A 21,495-nucleotide genomic window follows, 5' to 3' on the forward strand; every position below is an offset into this window, starting at 1 on the left:
GGCTAAGTAGTAGTTGGTGAATTATCAGACATAGCTGCGAGATCTTCTTCATCTGTTGGTATGCGATCTGCCGCAGATAAACGTTTCTTTCCTAAATTAAGAATGATAAATCCGGTAACGATAGTGAAGCAGGTTATGGAGAGAGCAAATCGCGGTGAATAAGTCTCTGCGATCCAACCACCAGCCGCAGCACCAATTGACATCAGAGTTCCTTCAACAGTCCAGATCCAACCCATCATTCCAACTGCCGAACCCTTAGGGCGCACCGCCTCCATAACTTCCCAGTAAAAGACTTGGATCGTTCCGCCTACCAAACCTAGGAATGAAGCGGCAATAACCATCGACCAGCCTGGATAAGTAAAGACGATCGGTATGGAGATGAAGATCCAAATCAAGTAGGTAATTCGCATCGCCTTAAGTGCAGATACTTTCTTTGAGACAAGACCGCCAAGAAGTCCACCAAAGATATTTGCGATTCCCATCGCCGCTAAAATCCAAGCAGTTCTGTGGGGCACTTCTTCTAAAGTTGCGAAAGCTGGAACGGCTACATCGAAAACGCCCCAACCGAAACCAATAAAACACCCCTCGATCATCAGCAATTGAATTGCCTTGTGGCGCCAGAGGGAGATGTGATTCTCTTCTTTCTTCTCTGGGATCCAATTACGAGAAACTTTGGTAATCGCTAAACCGCCGCCTCCTATCAACATAAAGATGGAAGCCACCACAAGCGGGCTTCCTGGACGTGATGAGAGAGCCAATGAAGTGGCAATAACCGGACCTAGAACACCTGCAGAACTCATTACCGATGTATCTACGGCATAAGCGGTGCGCAAGAAATCTTTTGGAACGACATCGCGCCACAACGGACGTACTGAGAGATTAATTGGAGGCGCGGTAATTCCCATAATGAAGGCGGCCAACAAAATACCATTTCGATTTTCCATAGTATTTAAAATCAACATCATTCCGGCGTAACCTGGAACAAAAATACGCAGTGGCCATTTCTGTCCATATTTATCCATCAACATGCCACGTAATCCAGCAGTTGCGGCGCCCGCGACAGAGTTAATTCCAATAGCAAATCCCGCAGCAGCAATCGAGCCGGTTGCATCTTCAGTCTTAAAGAAAATGGCGAGTGCAACCATGCCGTAGGCGACACGGGCCGGGAATGCTGAGAGAACTAAGACCCATACATTGGGAATGGCAAAGAGTTCTCTGTAGCGTTTCATTGGTTGCTAGTTTACGCCTGACTATTAGGCGGATTTGCCCTATTAACCGCTAAAACCGTACGCTTACGCCCGTTCACCAGAAAGGTTCTGGAGTCCTATTACTTTCTATCCCTACGGAGCAACTTGAGCACATCATCACCAGTCGTAGCAGTTAACGACATCGGATCAGCAGCAGATTTCCTTGCAGCAATCGAAGGCACAATCAGAAATTTCAATGACGGCGATTTGGTCGTCGGAACAGTAGTCCAAGTAGATCGCGAAGAAGTTCTTCTTGATATTGGTTATAAGACAGAAGGCGTAATTCCTTCACGCGAACTCTCAATCCGCCACGATGCAGATCCAAATGACATTGTTAAGGTCGGCGATCGCATTGAAGCGCTCGTTCTCCAAAAGGAAGATAAAGAAGGACGCACGATTCTCTCTAAGAAGCGCGCACAGTATGAGCGCGCCTGGGGCGAAATCGAAGGCAAGAAAGAACGCGACGAAGTTGTCGTCGGAACAGTTATTGAAGTTGTTAAGGGCGGCTTGATCGTTGATATCGGTCTACGCGGCTTCTTGCCAGCATCACTCGTTGAAATGCGTCGTGTACGCGATCTAACTCCTTACATCGGTAAGGAAGTTGAAGCTCGCATCATCGAACTCGATAAGAACCGTAACAACGTTGTTCTTTCACGTCGCGCATTCCTAGAGCAGACCCAATCAGAGTCACGCACTACATTCTTGAACCAGCTACAAAAGGGTCAAGTACGTACTGGCGTAATCTCATCAATCGTTAACTTCGGTGCATTCGTTGACCTTGGTGGCGTAGACGGTCTAGTTCACGTTTCAGAGCTTTCATGGAAGCACATCGATCACCCAGGTGAAGTTGTTGAAGTTGGCGATGAAGTAACCGTAGAAGTTCTCGAAGTTGATTTCGAGCGTGAGCGTGTTTCACTTTCTCTTAAGGCAACACAAGAAGATCCATGGCAAGCATTTGCTCGCACCCACACAATCAATCAGGTTGTTCCGGGCGTCGTGACAAAGCTTGTCCCATTCGGTGCATTCATTCGTGTTCACGAGGGCATTGAAGGACTTGTTCACATCTCAGAGTTGGCAGAACGCCACGTTGAGATCCCAGAGCAGGTTGTTGCTGTAGATGACGAACTATTTGTAAAGATCATCGATATCGATCTTGAGCGTCGTCGTATCTCACTATCTCTTAAGCAGGCTAATGAAGGTCATGAAGTTGAGATCGAAGCTTTTGATCCAACCCAATACGGAATGGCTGCTCGCTACGACGCAGCAGGTAACTTCATCTACCCAGAAGGTTTCGATCCTGATACTCAGGAGTGGAAGCCAGGCCATGACGCTCAACGCGAAGAGTGGGAACGTCAATACCAGGAAGCACAAACTCGCTTCCTTGCTCACAAGAAGCAGAAGGCAGAAGCAAAGGCAGCAGATGCCGCAGCTCCTGTTGCTGAAGAAGCAGCTGCTGAATAATAAGTAGATAATGAAAAAAGGCTCACCTTCGGGTGGGCCTTTTTTCATATCGAAATCTGAATGTGAAAGGTAGAGTCTGAACCATGTTGGTCGTTGCACTTACCGGTGGAATAGGCGCAGGCAAATCTCTTGTTGCCCAATACTTCTCAGAACTCGGCGCTCGTGTTGTAGATGCAGATCAACTATCACGGATAGCAATTGAACGTGGCTCTGAGGGATTTGATGAAGTCATCACCCGATTTGGCGAAGGCATTCTGCGCAACGGCGATATAGATCGCAAAGCGTTAGGTGAAATAATTTTTAAGGATAAGAGCGCTAAGGCAGATCTTGAAGCGATTATCCATCCGCGCGTTCGCGAACTGTTCTTTGAAGTTGTCAGCGATCTCGCTGCAGATGAAATTCTGATTTATGAGATCCCGCTACTAGTTGAAACCGGTGCCGCCAGTAACTTCGATCAGATCATTACAGTTGAAGCAGATCTTGAGATTCGTAAATCCAGACTATTAAAGCGCGGCATGTTCATCTCAGAGATTGAATCTCGCTTAGCTGTTCAGGCTTCACCATCTGAGCGTGAAGCGGTCTCTACCCACGTGATCGAAAATAGCGGCGATGAAGATCAACTGCTGCGCAAGGTGGAAAACCTCTGGGAGGAACTCCAGCGCCTTTCAAAGTAGGCTAGGAAAATGCGCCCGATCTCTGATCTTCAAAGAAAGGTTCACCCTTTCCAGGTAATCAGCGACTACGTACCTGCAGGAGATCAACCTCAGGCGATCGAAGAGATCGTTACGCGAATAAACGCGGGTGAAAAAGATGTAGTTCTACTAGGAGCAACAGGTACCGGCAAATCTGCAACTACAGCTTGGTTGATTGAGCGTTTACAGCGCCCAACTTTGGTTCTCGCTCCTAACAAGACCCTCGCCGCTCAGTTGGCAAATGAATTTAAAGAGCTACTACCCAATAACGCAGTTGAGTACTTTGTTTCTTACTACGACTATTACCAACCTGAAGCTTATGTTCCGCAGACCGATACCTTTATCGAAAAAGACTCCAGCGTTAACGATGAAGTCGAGCGCCTGCGACATTCGGCGACGAACTCGCTCCTAACTCGTCGTGATGTAATTGTTGTCGCAACTGTCTCTTGTATCTATGGCCTTGGAACGCCTCAGGAATACATCGACCGCATGATTCGCCTAAAGGTTGGCGATGAGATCGAGCGCAACCAACTTCTACGCAGATTCGTAGATGTGCAGTACTCACGTAACGATATGGCCTTTGAACGCGGCACCTTCCGCGTCCGCGGCGACACTATTGAAATCATTCCGATGTATGAAGAACTAGCCATCCGCATTGAGATGTTCGGTGATGAGATTGAAAAGATCATGACACTGCATCCACTTACCGGCGAGATCATTCGCGATGAGACCGAGATCTATATCTTCCCTGCCACGCACTATGCCGCAGGCCCAGAAACGATGAAGCGTGCGATGGGTGAGATCGAAGATGAACTTCAAATCCAACTAAATCTCTTTGAAAAGCAGGGAAAACTTCTAGAGGCGCAACGCCTGCGCATGCGTACGACATTTGATCTCGAGATGATGCAACAACTTGGATTCTGTTCCGGAATCGAAAACTACTCACGTCATCTCGATGGTCGTGAACCGGGAACCGCGCCTAACTGTCTGCTTGACTACTTCCCAGAAGATTTCTTAGTTGTTATCGATGAAAGCCACGTAACAGTGCCGCAGATTGGCGCAATGTACGAAGGCGATGCATCTCGTAAACGCACTTTGGTAGAACACGGCTTCCGACTTCCGAGCGCACTCGATAACCGTCCACTGCGTTGGCCCGAATTTCTAGAACGCGTTGGCCAAACTGTTTATCTATCTGCAACTCCCGGAAAGTACGAGATGGAGAAAGTTGGGGGAGATGTAGTTGAACAGGTAATCCGCCCAACCGGTTTGGTAGATCCAGCGATCATTATCAAACCAATTAAAGGTCAGATCGATGATCTTCTAAATGAGATCAATATCCGCGCGGCAAAGAATGAGCGAGTTCTTGTCACAACTCTGACCAAGAAAATGTCTGAAGATTTGACGGATTATCTGCAAGAGCGTGGCGTCCGCGTGCGTTATCTACACTCTGAAGTAGATACTTTGCGACGTGTAGAACTGCTGCGTGAACTTCGCTCTGGTGAATACGATGTTTTGATCGGTATCAACTTGCTCCGTGAAGGTCTTGATCTACCCGAAGTATCACTGGTTGCAATCTTGGATGCCGATAAAGAAGGCTTCTTGCGTTCAGCAACATCTCTTATTCAGACAATCGGACGTGCAGCACGTAACGTTTCGGGTGAAGTGCATATGTATGCCGATAACATTACAAAGTCGATGGCACAGGCAATTGATGAAACCAATCGTCGTCGCGCCAAGCAAGTGGCCTATAACCTGGAGCGCGGTGTTGATCCGCAGCCGCTTCGCAAAAAGATCGCTGACATCACCGACACAATCGCCCGTGAGAGCGATGACACCGATGAACTTATGGCAGCTCGTAAATCATCAGGTAAAGGAAAGGGAGCCACATCGGTTCTCGATATCGGCTTCAACGCCCGCACCGTTATTTCGCTACCGCGCCAGGAACTACTTGCCTTGATAGGCTCGCTCACCGAACAGATGCGTAGCGCAGCTGGTGACCTACAGTTCGAACTCGCAGCTCGCCTGCGCGATGAAATTAGAGAGCTCAAGAAGGAGCTCCGCGGAATGGATGAGGCGGGAATTTAAGTGAGCATCGATAAGTTAATTGTGCGCGGTGCCCGCGAGCACAATTTAAAAAATGTCTCTATCGAACTACCGCGCGAATCCTTAATCGTCTTCACCGGTCTATCCGGTTCTGGAAAATCAAGCCTGGCCTTCGACACGATTTTCGCTGAAGGTCAGCGTCGTTACGTTGAATCCCTTTCGGCGTACGCGCGTCAGTTCTTGGGTCAGATGGATAAACCTGATGTCGACTTCATTGAAGGTTTATCTCCTGCCGTTTCGATCGATCAGAAATCCACCAACCGAAATCCACGTTCGACAGTTGGAACAATCACTGAGGTTTACGACTATCTGCGACTGCTCTTTGCGCGTGCCGGACGACCACACTGTCCTAAGTGCGGCAAAGCGGTCTCGCGCCAAAGTCCTCAGCAGATTGTTGATCAAATTCTCACCATGCCAGCTACAACTAAATTCCAGGTTTTAGCGCCAGTCATCCGCGAACGTAAAGGTGAATTTGTTGATCTCTTTGCCGAACTTGTCACTCAAGGTTATTCACGTGCACGCGTCGATGGCGAGACTATCTCGCTCTCTGAACCACCAAAGTTAAAGAAACAAGAGAAGCACACCATTGAAGTTGTCGTAGATCGCTTGACCGCGAAGGCAGAATCAAAATCACGGCTTACCGATTCAATCGAAACAGCACTACGTCTAGCTTCCGGAATAGTGCTCCTGGATTTTGTAGATGCCAAAGGCGCTGAGAAAGAACGAACCTATAGCGAACATATGGCTTGCCACGACTGCAACCTCTCATTCGAAGAACTTGAACCGCGTTCTTTCTCATTTAACTCACCATTTGGCGCTTGCCCGGAATGTTCAGGTATCGGCACAAAGCTTGAAGTAGATGAAGATTTAATTATCCCAGATGACAATCTCTCAATTAATGATGGCGCTATCGCACCTTGGTCTAGCGGACATATCAACGAGTACTTCTTACGTTTACTTGAGGCGCTTTCTGAAGAGGTTAAATTCTCGCTAGATAACCCTTGGAAGAAGTTATCTGTTAAAGCCAAAGAAGCGATCCTCAACGGTTTTGAGTATGAAGTCCATGTTAAGTATAAGAATCGCTACGGCCGCGTCCGTAATTACTCCTCAGGATTTGAAGGAGTAATACCTTTCGTAAATCGTAAACATGACGAGACTGATAGCGATTATTCCCGATCAAAGTACGAGTCATATATGCGTGAGACGCCTTGTAATGTTTGTAAAGGCGCACGCTTAAAGCCGGAAGTCCTTGCTGTGACGGTGGGGGATAAGAGCATTGCCGAGATCTGTGAACTCTCCATCGCTGATTGCGCAGCCTTCTTAAAGAGTATTTCGCTCAACGCTCGCGAGGCACAGATCGCAGAGCGAGTGATGAAGGAAGTGCATGCTCGTTTGGGGTTCTTGCTCGATGTTGGACTTGATTACCTATCTCTGGCACGACCTGCTGCAACACTTTCTGGAGGCGAAGCGCAACGTATTCGTCTAGCAACTCAGATCGGCTCTGGCCTAGTTGGCGTGCTTTATGTATTAGATGAACCCAGTATCGGATTGCACCAACGCGATAACCGTCGCCTCATCGAGACTCTCACACGTCTGCGCGATCTCGGAAATACCTTGATCGTTGTAGAGCATGATGAAGAGACTATTCGCACCGCTGACTGGATCGTCGACATAGGTCCTGGCGCGGGCGAACATGGTGGCAAGGTTGTGGTGTCAGGATCGTATGAAGATCTAATTGCATCTAAAGAATCAATCACAGGTGCTTACTTATCGGGGCGCAAGTCGATTGCGATTCCAAGCAAACGTAGACCAATAGATCCAAAGCGTAAATTGGTTATTAAGGGTGCCAAGGAGAATAACCTCAAAGATGTTGAAGTAGATATCCCGCTTGGTCTCTTTGTCTCGGTTACAGGTGTAAGTGGTTCAGGTAAATCAACTCTAGTTAACGACATTCTCTACACAACTTTGGCCAACAAGTTAAATGGTGCTCAGTTGGTGCCAGGTCGCCACCGTACCGTTACTGGTATAGATCAGCTCGATAAAGTTGTACACGTTGACCAGTCACCAATCGGTCGCACTCCTCGTTCCAATCCCGCCACCTACACAGGCGTATTCGACAAGGTGCGTGCGCTATTTTCTGAGACAACTGAAGCCAAGGTGCGTGGTTACCAACAGGGTCGCTTCTCATTTAACGTAAAAGGTGGGCGCTGCGAGAACTGTTCGGGCGATGGCACTATAACCATCGAAATGAACTTCTTGCCAGATGTTTACGTTCCATGCGAGGTCTGTCATGGCGCACGATATAACCGTGAAACTTTGGAAGTTCATTACAAAGGCAAAACAATTGCCGAAGTTCTAGATATGCCGATCGAAATCGCGCACACATTCTTTGAATCCGTTCCAGCGATCGCCAGATACCTAAAGACACTTTGCGATGTCGGTCTAGGTTATGTTCGCTTGGGCCAGTCGGCGCCAACTCTTTCAGGTGGCGAAGCGCAACGCGTGAAGTTGGCTACCGAACTGCAACGCCGTTCAACTGGACGCACAATCTATGTTCTAGATGAACCAACAACTGGTCTGCACTTCGAAGATGTCAGTAAGTTACTTGGGGTGCTTAGTCGTTTGGTTGATTCCGGAAATACAGTCGTTGTGATTGAACACAACCTAGATGTAATTAAATGCTCTGACTGGGTAATCGATATGGGGCCAGAAGGTGGTTTCCGAGGCGGCATGGTTGTTGCTGAAGGAACACCTGAAGATGTTGCGAAAGTTAAAGCGAGTTACACAGGTAACTTCCTGGCCGAAATGCTCGCTACCAACCGCGCACCGGCTAAGAAAAAGGCTGCCGTTAAGTAAATGGCTGATCCAGCTAGTTACCGCCCAAAGGAGATCCCAGAAGATCCTGGGGTTTATCGCTTCTATAACGGCAAAGATAAAGTTATCTACGTTGGTAAGGCAAAGAATTTAAAGAATCGCTTAACAACTTACTTTGGTTCAAATTTGGCGCGCAAGACTCACCGGATGGTTAACGAAGCGGTCCGTGTTGATTGGACGATCGTTGCTACCGAACTCGAAGCACTTGCTCTGGAATTTTCTTGGATCAAGCAATATCAACCAACTTATAACGTGCAGTTCAAAGACGATAAGTCTTATCCATACCTTGCAATTTCCATGCAAGATGAATTTCCTCGAATCTTTATTACCCGCAAGGAGAAACGCCCCGGACTTAAATACTTCGGCCCTTACACAAATGCGTGGGCGCTCCGAAATACCTATGAAGTACTTCGCAAAGTCTTTCCAGTTCGATCTTGCTCGGAAGGAAACTTCGCGCGGGCTAAGCGGAGCAAACGGCAGTGCTTACTGGGGGATATCGGTAAATGCGCCGCACCTTGCGTCGGCTGGGTAACGCCTGAAGAACATCGCGAGATCGCAGTAAAGCTCGATGCCTTTATGGAGAAAGGCATGGAAGATATCTTGCCTAAGTTGCGCAGTGAGATGGATCTTGCATCTGAACGCGAAGAGTTTGAACGCGCAGCGCGTATCCGTGATCAGATCGAATCCTTCGAAAAAGCACAACGTTCCACCCAAGGCAATCTCTCAGATGATCTAGATGGAGATTTCATTTCAATACATGAAGAAGGCTTACATGCAGCCGGTTCAATCTTTATGGTGAGACGTGGATCAATCAAAGGCTCGCGTTCGTGGATTGTCGATCAAGAACGAGCACTTGAGGGTGATGAGCAAGTCGCCTCACTGTTCTTCTCTATTTACAGCCAGAGCGCACCAACTGATATTCCAAGCGAGATCTATCTAAATCGCGAGCCGATTGACCAAGAAGCGTTAGAAGCCTGGCTTACAAATCTTCGCGGAGCAAAAGTTTCAATAAAAGTTCCACAACGTGGCGAAAAGGTCGAGCTACTGCAGACTGTGGCACGCAATGCTCACTACGCCTTAATTCAATTCTTAAGTAAGCGTGCAACCGATGCCGCCGTTAGCGGCAAGGCGCTGCTGGAGATCGAGGAGCAGTTAGAGCTAAAGCGCACACCGCTTCGTATCGAGTGTTATGACATCTCAAATATCTCTGGCACATCAGTCGTGGCATCTATGGTCGTCTTTGAAGACGGTATGGCTAAGAAGAGCGAATACCGCCGCTTCATAATCGATACTAAGGAAGCAACCGATGACACTCGGGCCATGCACCAGGTCATTACTCGCCGCATGAAGCGTTTACTAAATGACCGTGCTGTAGATGAAAGCGATGTCGCCGCTATTGGAGGCAAGCTAAGTAAGTTTTCATATCCACCACAGTTAATAGTTGTAGATGGTGGAGCGCCGCAAGTTGCCGCTGCGCAACGCGCGCTCGATGAACTAGGTGTTACCGATGTTGCACTATGTGGGTTGGCGAAGCGCTTAGAAGAAGTCTGGCGTCCCGGTGAAAGCGATCCGTTGATTTTGCCGCGCACTAGTGAGGGAATGTATTTGCTACAACGCATCCGCGATGAAGCTCACCGCTTTGCTATTACCTTCCACCGTTCGCGGAGATCAAAGGTGATGTTGGAATCCATTTTGGATGAGATTCCACAGATGGGCCAGGCTCGTCGCGCTGCCTTGCTTGAACAATTTGGATCAGTTGCCGCACTGCGTAAAGCAACTCTGGCACAAATCGCGATGACACCTGGTATCGGAGAAAAGATCGCTGAAATCATCTTTGAGTATCTCCAGAAATCAGCGCACGGCTCGGTTGCGGAGATTGTTAATACTCAAACCGGCGAGATCACAACCGCTACGAAGTAGCCAAAGAGAGCGCCGCAAGGGAGAATAAAGCCATGTCAACGAAGGAACTCCTTGTTGTAACGGGAATGTCAGGTGCAGGTCGTTCAACCGTTGCCCACGCCTTAGAAGATCTCGGTTGGTATGTAGTTGATAACTTGCCACCTGCCTTGCTGCCTGAATTAGCTGTACAAACAAAGAGTTCAGATATCGCATCCCTAGCAGTTGTTGTAGATGTGCGTGGAGGTAAGTTCTTTGACGCGCTTAGCAACTCACTCCAAAAGTTAAAAGACTCGGGTATCTCTTATCGTTTACTCTTTCTAGACGCTACAGATCAATCTCTGGTGCAGCGCTTTGAATCAACACGTAGACCCCACCCTTTGCAAGCAAAAGACCGGATTGTTGATGGAATCGAACGCGAACGCACCAAGTTAGAGGAACTTCGTTCTGGTGCCGATGTCGTGATCGATACTTCTAATTTAAATGTGCACCAGTTAGAAAAACGGATCGGCGAAATCTTTTCAGCAGGAATGTTGGATGCGATCCGCATCAATGTGCTCTCCTTCGGATACAAATATGGAATTCCGGTCGACTCAGATTTAGTTTTAGATTGCCGCTTTATTCCAAATCCACATTGGATCCCAGAGCTGCGCCCGCTCACAGGTCTTACTAAAGAAGTTTCAAATAAAGTTTTGACCAGCGAGGGCGTATCGGAATTTGTAAAGAGTTATGTTGGAGTTATTCGCCAGATGATGCCGGGTTACCTTCGCGAAGGTAAGAAGTACGTGACCATCGCAATTGGTTGTACCGGTGGAAAACATCGCAGCGTGGCGATCTCTGAGGAAATAGCCAAACAACTCTCTTCAGAGAAATCAGAGATAGAAATTTCAGCACACGCGACACATCGTGATGTAGGTCGTGAATGAGTGGCAGTAAACCGCGAGTAGTTGCACTTGGGGGAGGCCATGGTCTGGCGGCAACTCTTTCCGCACTTCGCCAAATAACAAGTGATTTAACTGCGATTGTCACGGTGGCTGATAACGGTGGCTCAAGTGGTCGCTTGCGCGAAGAGTTTTCGATTTATCCTCCTGGTGATTTAAGAATGGCACTAGCGGCGCTCTGCGCAGATGATGAATGGGGCCGGAGTTGGGCTGAGATCATGCAATATAGATTTGAAAGTGATGGCGTACTTGATGGCCACGCCGTTGGAAATTTACTGCTTGCAGCGCTTTGGAATAAGGGTGAAGATCCAGTTGCAGGGCTAGATCGAGTTGGATCGCTATTGAAAGTTATCGGTCGTGTATTACCGATGTCTGTAGAACCACTTGATATTGAAGCAACTTTCACTAATTCAACAGGTCGCTTTATTGTTAAAGGGCAAGTAGAAGTTGCTACTGCTAAAGGCCGCCTAGAAAGTCTGCGCCTGCTCCCTAAAAATCCAACCGCCCGTCCAGAATCTCTTGCTGCAATTGATGCAGCAGATTGGATTGTTATGGGCCCAGGATCTTGGTTCTCCAGCGTTCTGCCACATCTGATGGTTCCCCAACAACGCGATGCGTTAGTTGCAGCGAAAGCGAAGAAGATTCTGATTCTTAACTTGGATTCAGCAACTGAAAATGGACCAGTCATAAATTCGGGGGAGTACGCCGGATATACCGCTACAGAACATATAGAGATATTGCACACCTATGCTCCCGATCTGCGCTTTGATTTAATCGTGGCAGATCAAAGCGTTGTCGCTGGATCGGATCAGCTACAGCGCCATCTTTCAAGTACAGGTGGAGAGTTATTGATAGCCGACCTGCGTGACCAACGCTCCTTGGTCCATCATGATCCAAAGAAATTAACTTCACTTTTCGCACACATAGCGGGCTAATCCCTGCTTGGATATGCCCATGGCAATGACCGCAGCAGTTAAAGACGAGCTAAGCCGTCTTTCAGTAACCAAACCTTGCTGCCGCAAAGCCGAAGTATCTTCACTTCTGCGTTTTGCTGGTGGCCTTCATATTGCAGCTGGCAAAGTTGTAATCGAAGTAGAACTCGATACTTCACAGAGCGCACGTCGCCTCAAGAAAGATATCGCCGATATCTACGGCCACGATAGCGATCTCGCAGTTCTCTCATCCAGTGGATTGCGCAAAGGTTCTCGTTATGTGGTGCGCGTTATTGAAGCCGGTGATGCACTAGCTCGCCAAACAGGTTTGATCGATAGCAACGGTCGCCCAGTTCGTGGTCTGCCACCACAAGTTGTCGCTGCCAATATCTGCGATGCCGAGGCTGCTTGGCGAGGTGCTTTTATTGCACACGGTTCCCTCACTGAACCCGGTCGTTCATCTTCACTTGAAATTACTTGTCCAGGTCCAGAAGCAGCGTTGGCGCTCGTTGGAGCAGCTCGTCGTTTAGGAATTACCGCAAAGGCGCGCGAAGTTCGCGGCGTCGATCGCGTTGTTATTCGCGATGGCGATGCCATTGGAGTTCTTCTTACTCGCCTTGGCGCACATGAAAGTGTTCTTGCCTGGGAAGAACGTCGCATGCGCCGCGAAGTTCGGGCAACCGCAAATCGTTTAGCAAACTTTGATGATGCCAATCTGCGTCGCTCAGCACGCGCTGCAGTTGCAGCAGCAGCTCGCGTGCAACGAGCTATGGAAATTCTCGGCCCACAAATCCCTGATCATCTAAAAGAGGCCGGCGAACTTCGCATCAGCCACGGACAGGCAAGTCTTGAAGAACTCGGATCGCTGGCCTCTCCACCAATGACCAAGGATGCGATCGCAGGACGTATCCGACGACTCCTCGCAATGGCCGATAAACGCGCCTCTGAACTCGGTATTCCAGATACTGAAGCGGGCTTATCGCCTGACTTGCTCAACTAGTCCTACGCAGAAGTAACTCCACGCGGCTGGTAAGGTTAGCCACGACCCCAATGATGTGGCAGTTTTATTGCCGTACACCCAATTGGCGTAACTTTTAATGAGTACCCAGCGGGTCCTGACACTTTCTAGAGCGAGGTTTTCACGTGATTAATGTTGGAATTAATGGATTTGGACGTATCGGTCGTAACTTCTTCCGCGCAGCACTAACCAACCCAAATATCAATATCGTAGGTATCAACGACCTAACCGATAACGCTACTTTGGCCCACCTCCTAAAGTACGACTCAATCTTGGGTCGCCTAGGACTTGAAGTAAGCCACACCGAAGACACAATCACCGTTGGCGGCAAGACAATCAAAGTTTTCGCAGATCGCGATCCAGCAAATCTTCCATGGGCTTCAGTTAAGGCAGATATCGTCATCGAATCTACCGGCCACTTCACAAAGGCAGCCGATGCTAAGAAGCACATCACCGCAGGTGCCAAGAAGGTAATCATCTCTGCACCAGCAACAGATGAAGACATCACAATCGTTATGGGCGTAAACCACGACAAGTACGACCCAGCAAACCACAACGTTATTTCAAATGCTTCATGTACAACCAACTGCCTTGCTCCAATGGCCAAGGTTTTGCAGGATAACTGGGGCATCGTTAAAGGCTTGATGACAACAATTCACGCCTACACAAACGATCAGGTAATCCTTGATTTCCCACATAAAGATCTTCGCCGCTCACGTGCAGCAGCGACAAATATGATCCCAACCTCAACGGGTGCAGCAAAGGCGATCTCTTTGGTCATGCCAGAGCTAAAGGGCAAGCTTGATGGTTACGCAATGCGCGTTCCAGTCCCAACAGGTTCAGCAACAGATCTAACAGTTGAACTTGCTAAGGAAGCAACTGCGGCAGAGATCAACGCTGCAATGAAGGCTGCTTCAACTGGGGCACTTAAGGGTTTCCTTACCTACACCGAAGATCCGATCGTCTCTTCAGATATCGTCACCGATCCTTCATCTTGTATCTTCGATTCTGGCCTAACCAAGGTAATCGGAAACCAAGTTAAGGTCGTCGGTTGGTATGACAACGAATGGGGTTACTCAAACCGCCTAGTTGATCTTGTCGGCCTCGTCGGCAAATCTATCTGACCATTACCTGTAATTAATGTCGCTTCAAAACTTTGATGTAGCCGGCAAGCGAGTATTCCTTCGCTGCGATCTCAATGTTCCGTTGAAAAACGGCGAGATCACAGATGATGGACGCATCCGCGCCTCGCTGCCGACTATCAAAACTCTCATCGCAAACGGTGCCAGCATCGTTATCGCAGCGCACCTCGGTCGCCCGAAAGGTGAGGCCAAACCAGAACTTTCACTAGCACCTGTTGCAAAGCGTTTATCTGAATTACTTGGCGCACCAGTGCAATTTGCTGGAGCTGTCACTGGAAGCGATGTAACTTCTAAGGCAGCAGCGCTCAAGGCAGGCGAGATCTTGTTGCTGGAAAATATTCGCTTCTCCGCTGCTGAAACTTCTAAGGATGAGGCTGAGCGCCAAGTTCTTGCCAAAGAGTTAGCAGCACTTGCTGATGCATACGTTGGCGATGGTTTCGGCGCGGTTCACCGCAAACATGCATCTGTTTTCGATCTTCCTAAGTTGTTGCCACACGTTGCTGGCACGCTTGTGGCCGCAGAAGTTGAAGTTCTCAAGAAGTTAACCCAAAACCCAGAACGTCCATATGGCGTTGTACTTGGGGGAGCAAAGGTTTCAGACAAGATTGGTGTTATCTCTAACTTGCTCGGCAAGGTAGATGTCATGGCGATCGGTGGCGGAATGGTCTTTACATTCTTGGCTGCACAAGGAAAAGAGATCGGAACATCTCTCGTTGAAACAGACCTCATTGAAACTGTTAAGGGTTTGATCAAGCAAGCTGCTGATTCTGGTGTGAAGTTGGTACTTCCAACAGATATCTTGGTAGCACCAGCCTTTGCATTTGATGCACCTGCAACTTTGGTTAGCGCCGATGCAATTCCCGCAGATCAGATGGGTCTCGATATTGGTCCAGATTCAGCGGCAGCCTTTGCTACAGCGATTCGTTCTTGTAAAACTCTTTTCTGGAACGGGCCGATGGGCGTATTCGAATTTCCAGCATTTGCTAGCGGTACCAAGGTTGTGGCACAGGCGCTTACTGAGGTTTCTGGCATCTCTGTAGTCGGTGGTGGAGACTCTGCCGCTGCGGTACGCGCTCTTGGTTTCGCAGATTCAGCCTTCGGATATATTTCTACCGGCGGTGGCGCATCGCTTGAATACCTAGAAGGCAAAGAACTTCCAGGTCTAACTGCTCTAGGTCTATAAGTAATTGGTCTGTAATTTTTCATCACAATCTAAGTTAGAAGGAGTAAAGAATGCGTAAGCCACTTATGGCAGGTAACTGGAAGATGAACCTCAATCACCTTGAGGCGATCGCGGTTGCACAGAAGCTTGTCTACTCACTCTCTGATAAAGATTATGACGCAGTTGATATCGCGATCATCCCCCCATTTACCGATATTCGTTCGATTCAAACAATGGTTGATGGTGACCGACTTCGCTTGCTATACGGTGCGCAAGATATATCACCAGAAAGCAGTGGAGCATTTACCGGAGATATTTCTGGATCAATGCTGGCAAAGCTCGGCTGCACCTTTGCCGTCATCGGCCACTCAGAGCGCCGCGCAATCCATCACGAAGATGACGCGCTTATCAACCGCAAGATCAAAGCAGCACTCGCAAACGAGCTAACTCCAATCTTCTGCGTAGGTGAAGAACTTTCCATCCGCGAATCTGGCGCACATGTATCTCACGTAATTCGCCAAGTCCGTGCCGGTCTTGAAGGATTTACTAAGCCAGAACTTAAGAAGATTGTTATCGCCTACGAACCAGTTTGGGCGATCGGCACCGGAAAGACTGCAACCCCTGAAGATGCGCAAGAAGTATGCGCTGCGATCCGAGAAGAGATTCAAAGTATCGGCTCACCCGAGATCGCCGCAAATATGCGCATCCTCTACGGCGGATCTGTTAAATCATCTAACGTTGTCGAAATCATGAAGCAGGTCGATGTCGATGGCGCCCTAATCGGGGGAGCGAGCCTGGATCCTGAGGAATTGGCCAAGATCGCCAAGTTCTACTCGGTGGAAGGCGCCTAATCTCGCACTTCGATCTAGTATCCTTACGCTCTATCTCCATCCACAACTTGAGGAGTTTTACACCGTGGCTCTAGCTCTATCTATCTTGCTTGTTATTACAAGCATCTTGATGATCCTGCTCGTTCTCCTTCACAAAGGAAAAGGTTCAGGCCTCTCCGATCTATTCGGCGGCGGAATGTCATCAAACTATGGCGGTTCATCTGTTGTAGAACGTAACCTCGATCGCATCACAATCGTTGTTGGCGGAATCTGGTTCGGCGGCGTTGTCGCACTCAGTCTTGTTTTGAAGGGTTAATCCATGGCAAGTGCAATTCGCGGAAGCCGTGTCGGCGCCGGCCCAATGGGCGAGGCTGAACGCGGAGATCAGATCGAGCGTGCCACAGTTTCATACTGGTGTGGCAATGGCCATGAAGTTCGCCCATCCTTCGCAGTAGAAGAGACTGTAGTAATTCCTGCCGAATGGGACTGCCCTAAATGCGGTCTTCCTGCCGGACGCGATCGCAACAATCCGCCAAAGGCAGTTGTAAATATTCCTTACAAGACGCATTTAGCTTACGTAAAAGAGCGTCGCACAGATGTTGAAGGCGCAAAGATTCTTGAAGAAGCGCTCCGTAAACTTCGTGGAGATGACGATTAAATAAAAGTAGTAAAAGTTTTTAGAGAGCTTTAGCGGCTCTCAAGATCTGGTCGATACCCGCGCTACGTTCTGTGCAATGCAGACGAAGCAGCGGGTATTTTCTTGTCGCAAGAGCGCGGTTATCACCGAGGGCTTGCGCCATGAGCAAAGTACGGAAATCAAAGGCGCGTCCTGGAACCGGATAGTTATTTACTGTCTCGCCAGTTATCTGTAAGAACGAACCATTCTGTTGTCCGCCCTTATGGAATTGTCCGGTGGAGTGCAAGAAACGCGGACCCCAACCAAAGCTAACTGGACGTCCAGATTTCTCGGAGAGAACCGCACGAAGTTCAGTCAACTTGCTATCTCCTGCGCGATCTAAATAAGCGGTGATCGCTATGTAACCGTCAGCGTCGGTATTCGCAATTAGATTCTTTAACGCTGCAACTAAGGTGTTTCCATCGCCGAAGATCTCAACGCCATCTTCGCTGTTGGCGGTGGTAATCACTGGAAGTGAGTTATTCCATTCCGCAAGTACCGCAGAAGTTGCTTCCTTTGCCTCGGTAACATTGGGTTGATTGAAGGGATCGATTTCGAGCGCTGCACCCAGTAGAGCAGTTACCCATTCCCAGAATAAGAAATGCTCACCAAGTTCTGCTTCGACTGTTAGATCTGCACCAGGTGCAAAGGCGACAGAGAATGCACCGCCCATGGCAGCTTCCTTGAAACCTTCTGTTGCAATCGGCAGGCGCCCTTGCTCTTCCTTGCCTGTTGATTCCGCGATTAACTGTTCGATCCAGTCAGAAAGTCCAGGAAACTTTGAACCGCTATCTGTGAAACCTAAGAATTGCTCGGCTTGAGTTAGTAGCAAATAAGCGACATCTAGAACTACTTCGGGATTGGTTTTCATGAGCTCACGACAATCACTTGCTTGATCAAGTAGAACAGATGCATCAACGCCCATCAACGTCGCAGGTGTTAAACCAAAGGCGGTGAGCGCGCTAAAGCGACCACCAACGTGAGGGTCAGCGTTGATAACTGTAAATCCAGACTTACGTACATCCTGATCTAGCGGTGAACCAGGATCGGTTACAAAGACCATATGTTCAGTGGGATTTAACCCTGCATCGCCTAAATACTTTTCAAAGAAGGCGCGCTGTGAAGAAGTTTCAATGGTGGATCCTGATTTCGAAGCAACCAGGACAAGCATCTTGCTGGAATTGCCTTGCAGCGCACGATGCAGATAATCCGGATCCGTTGAATCCAAGATAAAAACTTTCTTCTTATAGGTCTGAGCGATTACCTCGGGGGCAAGTGAAGAACCACCCATGCCACAGAGAATTAAATTAGTTTTATCGCGAAATTTAGCAGCGAGAGCATCGAGCAAGGGGAGTAGCTCGCGTGAACTTTGATCTAGGTCAACCCAATTTAGACGGATCGCAGCCTCTGCACTTGCTGCCTGGCCCCAAATATTTGCATCTTTGGCAGCGATACGAGGATGTGCTTTGGCCAACGCCAAGTATTTAGGATCGTTACGATCAATCTTGGATAGAGATGGTCCGCTTAATTTGATCATCGTTCTTTACTTCAGAGCGTTCTGGATTTTTGCGGCAATTACATCTGGGCCGAATCCAAATTCAGTAAAGAGCTTTCCAGCAGATGCTGAAGCCCCAAAGTGTTCTAGCGATATGGCGATGCCTGAATCACCGATGTAATCGCGCCAGCCTTGGGCGATTCCAGCCTCGATGCTTACGCGCAACTTGGCGGTTTTGGGAATTACTTGGCCTTGGTATGCAGAATCGGTTTCTTTAAACCATTCCAGACAAGGAGCGCTCACTACACGCGTGGAGACCCCTTGGCCTTCAAGAATCTCTTGCGTTGCAATTGCGACACCAACTTCAGAACCAGTTGCGATTAGAACAACATCGGCTGAGCCAGAGGCTTCTTTCAAAATGTAGGCGCCTTTACCAACAAGTGCGACATCGCCATGTGTTGCGCGATCGACTACCGGCAAATTCTGGCGAGAAAGCAATAAACCTGCAGGCTTGCGGCGTTGCAGAATTACCTTCCATGCCTCGCGAACTTCGTTGGCATCGCCTGGACGCACCACATCAAAGTTAGGAATCGCGCGGAGCGCTGCCAAATGTTCAACCGGTTGATGCGTTGGACCATCTTCGCCCAAACCAATTGAGTCATGGCTCCAGATAAAGATAGATGCAATATCCATGATCGCTGCCAAGCGAACTGCTGGACGCATGTAATCGCTAAAGACGGCAAATGTTCCACCGAAGCAACGCGATAACCCGTGCAGAGCAACCCCGTTTAGAATCGATCCCATCGCATGTTCACGAATGCCAAAGTGGATCATGCGTCCGTAAGGGTTTGCATTCGCCATTGCACTCGAAGCAGGAAGGAAAGAACCCGCGCTATTGATAACGGTGTTATTGCTTCCTGCCAGATCTGCAGAACCGCCCCAAAATTCTGGAAGTACCTTTGCGATAGCGGCGATCACATCACCGGATGCTTTACGAGTTGCTACATCTTTTCCAGGTGCAAAGACTGGAAGCTCTTTATCCCAGCCGGCAGGTAGTTCTTTGGATACCAAACGTTCAAGCAGTGTTGCGCGATCGGGGTTAGCGGACTTCCAGGTTGCAAAGTTCTTATCCCAATCGGCGCGCAGCGCAGCGCCACGTTCCTTTACTTTGCGAACATGTGCGATCACTTCTGCTGGCGTAGCAAAACTTTCTTCCGGATTTAGCCCGAGAAGCACTTTTGTTGCGGCAATCTCTTCGGCGCCAAGGGCAGAACCATGAGATTCGGCGGTGTTTCGAGCCTTAGGTGCGGGCCAAGCAATGACAGAGTTCATGCGAATCAAAGTTGGCTTTAGAGTTTCTTTCTCAGCGGCGACCATTGCCGCATCCAAAGCTAAAAGATCAACATCTCCATCAGATTTAGTCGCGACTTCAATTACGCTCCAACCATATGCGCGGTAACGCGCAGAAACATCTTCAGTGAAGGCAACATGGGTATCGCCTTCAATCGAGATGCGGTTGTCGTCGTAGATCATCTTCAAGTTGCCAAGTTGTTGTGTACCGGCAAGGGATGATGCTTCACCGCTTACACCTTCTTGTAAATCACCATCGGAACAGATAACCCAAATATTGTGATCGAAGATCGACTTTCCGGCAGGAGCATCTGGATCTAGTAAACCGCGCTCATAACGGGCAGCCATCGCCATTCCGACCGCAGTTGCTACACCTGCACCTAACGGTCCGGTCGTCATTTCAACGCCAGCGGTGTGACCGTATTCAGGGTGGCCCGGTGTAAGTGAGTTCCAAGTTCTAAATGATTTCAGATCATTTAACTCAACGCCGTAGCCGCTGAAGTAAAGTTGAATGTAAAGAGTGAGTGAAGAATGGCCGCAAGAAAGAACAAAGCGATCGCGCCCCAACCAATTTGGGTCAGCAGGATCATGGGTCAAATGGTTTTGAAATAGGTTGTAGGCAACTGGTGCAAGTGACATCGCGGTACCGGGATGTCCATGACCAGCCTTTTGAACTGAATCCATAGCGAGTGCACGGGCAATGACCACAGCGCGATCATCTAATTCAGTCCAGTTCTTCATAGCCATCCTTTATTTGTATTTTTCATCTACTGATTGACCTATTGAATTACCAAAGTCTTTGTAACGGTAATGCGGATTCGCCACGCTGCGATCCAAACTAGGGTTGCTCCAAGAAGATGAGCAGCTACAAGTATTTCAGGTATCCCAGTGAAGTATTGGATATAACCAATCGCGCCCTGGGCGAGGGCGATCGCTGTGAAAACACCAATTCTCCGAACTAGCTCTTTATCGCTTCGAACCAGAATGAAGAAAGCCGCGGTTAAACCAAGGAGGGCAATGACGGCATCAGCATGTAGCCACGCAACGACGCGAATATCGAATCCAAAACGTTGCGCTTTCTCATCTCCAGCATGTGGGCCAGAGCCAGTCACGATGGTGCCGAGAATAATGACCACGAAAGTTAATCCGATATGTAAGAGTGAGATTCGCTTTGTTAACTTATCTAGATCTGTGCGCGGGCGGGCTGAATACTCTCGTCTCGAGTAAAGCGATGCCGCGCCAGCGATCAAAATTATTGATAGCAAGAGATGGCCAGCCACTGGTAGCGGATGCAAATCAGTGAGAACAGTTATTCCCCCAAGTACGCCTTGACCGAGAATTCCAAGAAGTTGTCCGATAGCTAGCGAGCGCAGATCGCGACGACGTTTATTGAGAACATGAATCAGAATTGCTAATGAAACTGCAACGAGCGCAAAGGTTAATAAACGATTTCCAAACTCGATCCAAGCATGTAACTGACCTTCTGCTTGATGAGGAACCGGCGTATATGAACCAGGTGTGCATTCTGGCCAAGTTGGGCAGCCCAGGCCTGATCCCGTAATTCGCACTGCGCCACCGGTCAAGACCAATCCAGCTTGCAAAGTTAGTAGCGCGCCGTAGAGGAATCTGCGCAGCTTCATAGCCTTAGCCTAAGACCGCGCGAGGAAAGAGGCGGT

17 protein-coding genes are annotated in these 21,495 nt (G+C 48.7%); 13 read left to right on the plus strand and 4 right to left on the minus strand.

Annotated features, from left to right (window positions below; genetic code table 11):
* Nucleotides 1-2: 2 nt before the first annotated feature.
* Nucleotides 3-1,229: an MFS transporter gene (locus A1s21148_RS03185; RefSeq protein ID WP_095671033.1), complete on the minus strand. Its 1,227-nt coding sequence runs from the start codon at nucleotides 1,227-1,229 to the stop codon at nucleotides 3-5.
* Nucleotides 1,230-1,352: 123 nt separating this feature from the next.
* Between A1s21148_RS03185 and rpsA the strand changes: the two genes are divergently transcribed.
* From rpsA to A1s21148_RS03250, 13 genes are all read left to right on the plus strand, one after another.
* Entirely contained in the window at nucleotides 1,353-2,708 is a 1,356-nt protein-coding gene (gene rpsA, locus A1s21148_RS03190) for a 30S ribosomal protein S1 (protein ID WP_095671034.1), read from the plus strand.
* Between the two features lie 83 nt (nucleotides 2,709-2,791).
* Nucleotides 2,792-3,382, plus strand: coding sequence for a dephospho-CoA kinase (gene coaE / locus A1s21148_RS03195; RefSeq protein WP_095671035.1), 591 nt, complete (start codon nucleotides 2,792-2,794; stop codon nucleotides 3,380-3,382).
* Nucleotides 3,383-3,391: 9 nt separating this feature from the next.
* The gene (gene uvrB, locus A1s21148_RS03200; protein ID WP_095671036.1) at nucleotides 3,392-5,485 is read left to right on the plus strand and encodes an excinuclease ABC subunit UvrB; all 2,094 of its coding nucleotides are present in this window, start codon (nucleotides 3,392-3,394) and stop codon (nucleotides 5,483-5,485) included.
* On the plus strand, nucleotides 5,486-8,359 hold the full coding sequence (gene uvrA / locus A1s21148_RS03205) for an excinuclease ABC subunit UvrA (protein WP_095671037.1): 2,874 nt from the start codon (nucleotides 5,486-5,488) through the stop codon (nucleotides 8,357-8,359).
* Nucleotides 8,360-10,297 carry an excinuclease ABC subunit UvrC gene (gene uvrC / locus A1s21148_RS03210; RefSeq protein ID WP_095671038.1) on the plus strand — a complete coding sequence of 646 codons (1,938 nt, stop codon included), beginning with the start codon at nucleotides 8,360-8,362 and terminating at the stop codon, nucleotides 10,295-10,297.
* Nucleotides 10,298-10,329: 32 nt separating this feature from the next.
* Nucleotides 10,330-11,199 carry an RNase adapter RapZ gene (gene rapZ, locus A1s21148_RS03215; protein ID WP_095671039.1) on the plus strand — a complete coding sequence of 290 codons (870 nt, stop codon included), beginning with the start codon at nucleotides 10,330-10,332 and terminating at the stop codon, nucleotides 11,197-11,199.
* The gene (locus A1s21148_RS03220) at nucleotides 11,196-12,149 is read left to right on the plus strand and encodes a gluconeogenesis factor YvcK family protein (protein ID WP_095671040.1); all 954 of its coding nucleotides are present in this window, start codon (nucleotides 11,196-11,198) and stop codon (nucleotides 12,147-12,149) included. Before rapZ ends, A1s21148_RS03220 begins: the two co-directional genes overlap by 4 nt.
* A gap of 19 nt (nucleotides 12,150-12,168) precedes the next feature.
* The gene (gene whiA / locus A1s21148_RS03225; RefSeq protein ID WP_095671041.1) at nucleotides 12,169-13,146 is read left to right on the plus strand and encodes a DNA-binding protein WhiA; all 978 of its coding nucleotides are present in this window, start codon (nucleotides 12,169-12,171) and stop codon (nucleotides 13,144-13,146) included.
* Between the two features lie 143 nt (nucleotides 13,147-13,289).
* The gene (gap, locus tag A1s21148_RS03230) at nucleotides 13,290-14,288 is read left to right on the plus strand and encodes a type I glyceraldehyde-3-phosphate dehydrogenase (RefSeq protein WP_095671042.1); all 999 of its coding nucleotides are present in this window, start codon (nucleotides 13,290-13,292) and stop codon (nucleotides 14,286-14,288) included.
* Between the two features lie 16 nt (nucleotides 14,289-14,304).
* Complete coding sequence (locus A1s21148_RS03235; RefSeq protein WP_095671043.1) at nucleotides 14,305-15,489, plus strand: phosphoglycerate kinase; 1,185 nt, start codon at nucleotides 14,305-14,307, stop codon at nucleotides 15,487-15,489.
* 50 nt (nucleotides 15,490-15,539) lie between these two features.
* A complete protein-coding gene (tpiA, locus tag A1s21148_RS03240; protein WP_095671044.1) occupies nucleotides 15,540-16,319 on the plus strand; it encodes a triose-phosphate isomerase in 780 nt (259 codons plus the stop codon).
* Between the two features lie 64 nt (nucleotides 16,320-16,383).
* Nucleotides 16,384-16,614, plus strand: a complete 231-nt coding sequence (gene secG / locus A1s21148_RS03245; protein ID WP_095671045.1) for a preprotein translocase subunit SecG — start codon at nucleotides 16,384-16,386, stop codon at nucleotides 16,612-16,614.
* Between the two features lie 3 nt (nucleotides 16,615-16,617).
* A complete protein-coding gene (locus A1s21148_RS03250; RefSeq protein WP_095671046.1) occupies nucleotides 16,618-16,956 on the plus strand; it encodes an RNA polymerase-binding protein RbpA in 339 nt (112 codons plus the stop codon).
* Nucleotides 16,957-16,975: 19 nt separating this feature from the next.
* Here the strand turns inward: A1s21148_RS03250 and A1s21148_RS03255 are convergent, their stop codons facing one another.
* Genes A1s21148_RS03255 through A1s21148_RS03265 form a run of 3 tightly spaced genes read right to left on the minus strand, consistent with a single transcriptional unit; the run spans nucleotide 16,976 to nucleotide 21,459 of the window.
* Nucleotides 16,976-18,511: a hypothetical protein gene (locus A1s21148_RS03255; protein WP_095671047.1), complete on the minus strand. Its 1,536-nt coding sequence runs from the start codon at nucleotides 18,509-18,511 to the stop codon at nucleotides 16,976-16,978.
* Between the two features lie 6 nt (nucleotides 18,512-18,517).
* Nucleotides 18,518-20,566 (minus strand): transketolase, encoded by a 2,049-nt coding sequence (gene tkt / locus A1s21148_RS03260; RefSeq protein WP_095671048.1) that lies wholly within the window; start codon nucleotides 20,564-20,566, stop codon nucleotides 18,518-18,520.
* A 32-nt stretch (nucleotides 20,567-20,598) separates the two neighbouring features.
* Nucleotides 20,599-21,459, minus strand: coding sequence for a COX15/CtaA family protein (locus A1s21148_RS03265; protein WP_095671049.1), 861 nt, complete (start codon nucleotides 21,457-21,459; stop codon nucleotides 20,599-20,601).
* Between the last annotated feature and the right edge of the window lie 36 nt (nucleotides 21,460-21,495).

This window comes from Candidatus Planktophila lacus, from assembly GCF_002287925.1.
Lineage (GTDB): Bacteria > Actinomycetota > Actinomycetes > Nanopelagicales > Nanopelagicaceae > Planktophila > Planktophila lacus.

Bases quoted from the DNA above. Each gene is read 5' to 3' on its own strand.
- A1s21148_RS03250 (WP_095671046.1), top strand. From the start codon at position 16,618: ATGGCAAGTGCAATTCGCGGAAGCCGTGTCGGCGCCGGCCCAATGGGC.
- tpiA (WP_095671044.1), top strand. From the start codon at position 15,540: ATGCGTAAGCCACTTATGGCAGGTAACTGGAAGATGAACCTCAATCAC.
- tkt (WP_095671048.1), bottom strand. From the start codon at position 20,566: ATGGCTATGAAGAACTGGACTGAATTAGATGATCGCGCTGTGGTCATT.
- A1s21148_RS03265 (WP_095671049.1), bottom strand. From the start codon at position 21,459: ATGAAGCTGCGCAGATTCCTCTACGGCGCGCTACTAACTTTGCAAGCT.
- uvrC (WP_095671038.1), top strand. From the start codon at position 8,360: ATGGCTGATCCAGCTAGTTACCGCCCAAAGGAGATCCCAGAAGATCCT.
- A1s21148_RS03220 (WP_095671040.1), top strand. From the start codon at position 11,196: ATGAGTGGCAGTAAACCGCGAGTAGTTGCACTTGGGGGAGGCCATGGT.
- A1s21148_RS03235 (WP_095671043.1), top strand. From the start codon at position 14,305: ATGTCGCTTCAAAACTTTGATGTAGCCGGCAAGCGAGTATTCCTTCGC.
- uvrB (WP_095671036.1), top strand. From the start codon at position 3,392: ATGCGCCCGATCTCTGATCTTCAAAGAAAGGTTCACCCTTTCCAGGTA.
- rapZ (WP_095671039.1), top strand. From the start codon at position 10,330: ATGTCAACGAAGGAACTCCTTGTTGTAACGGGAATGTCAGGTGCAGGT.
- A1s21148_RS03255 (WP_095671047.1), bottom strand. From the start codon at position 18,511: ATGATCAAATTAAGCGGACCATCTCTATCCAAGATTGATCGTAACGAT.
- whiA (WP_095671041.1), top strand. From the start codon at position 12,169: ATGGCAATGACCGCAGCAGTTAAAGACGAGCTAAGCCGTCTTTCAGTA.
- A1s21148_RS03185 (WP_095671033.1), bottom strand. From the start codon at position 1,229: ATGAAACGCTACAGAGAACTCTTTGCCATTCCCAATGTATGGGTCTTA.
- coaE (WP_095671035.1), top strand. From the start codon at position 2,792: ATGTTGGTCGTTGCACTTACCGGTGGAATAGGCGCAGGCAAATCTCTT.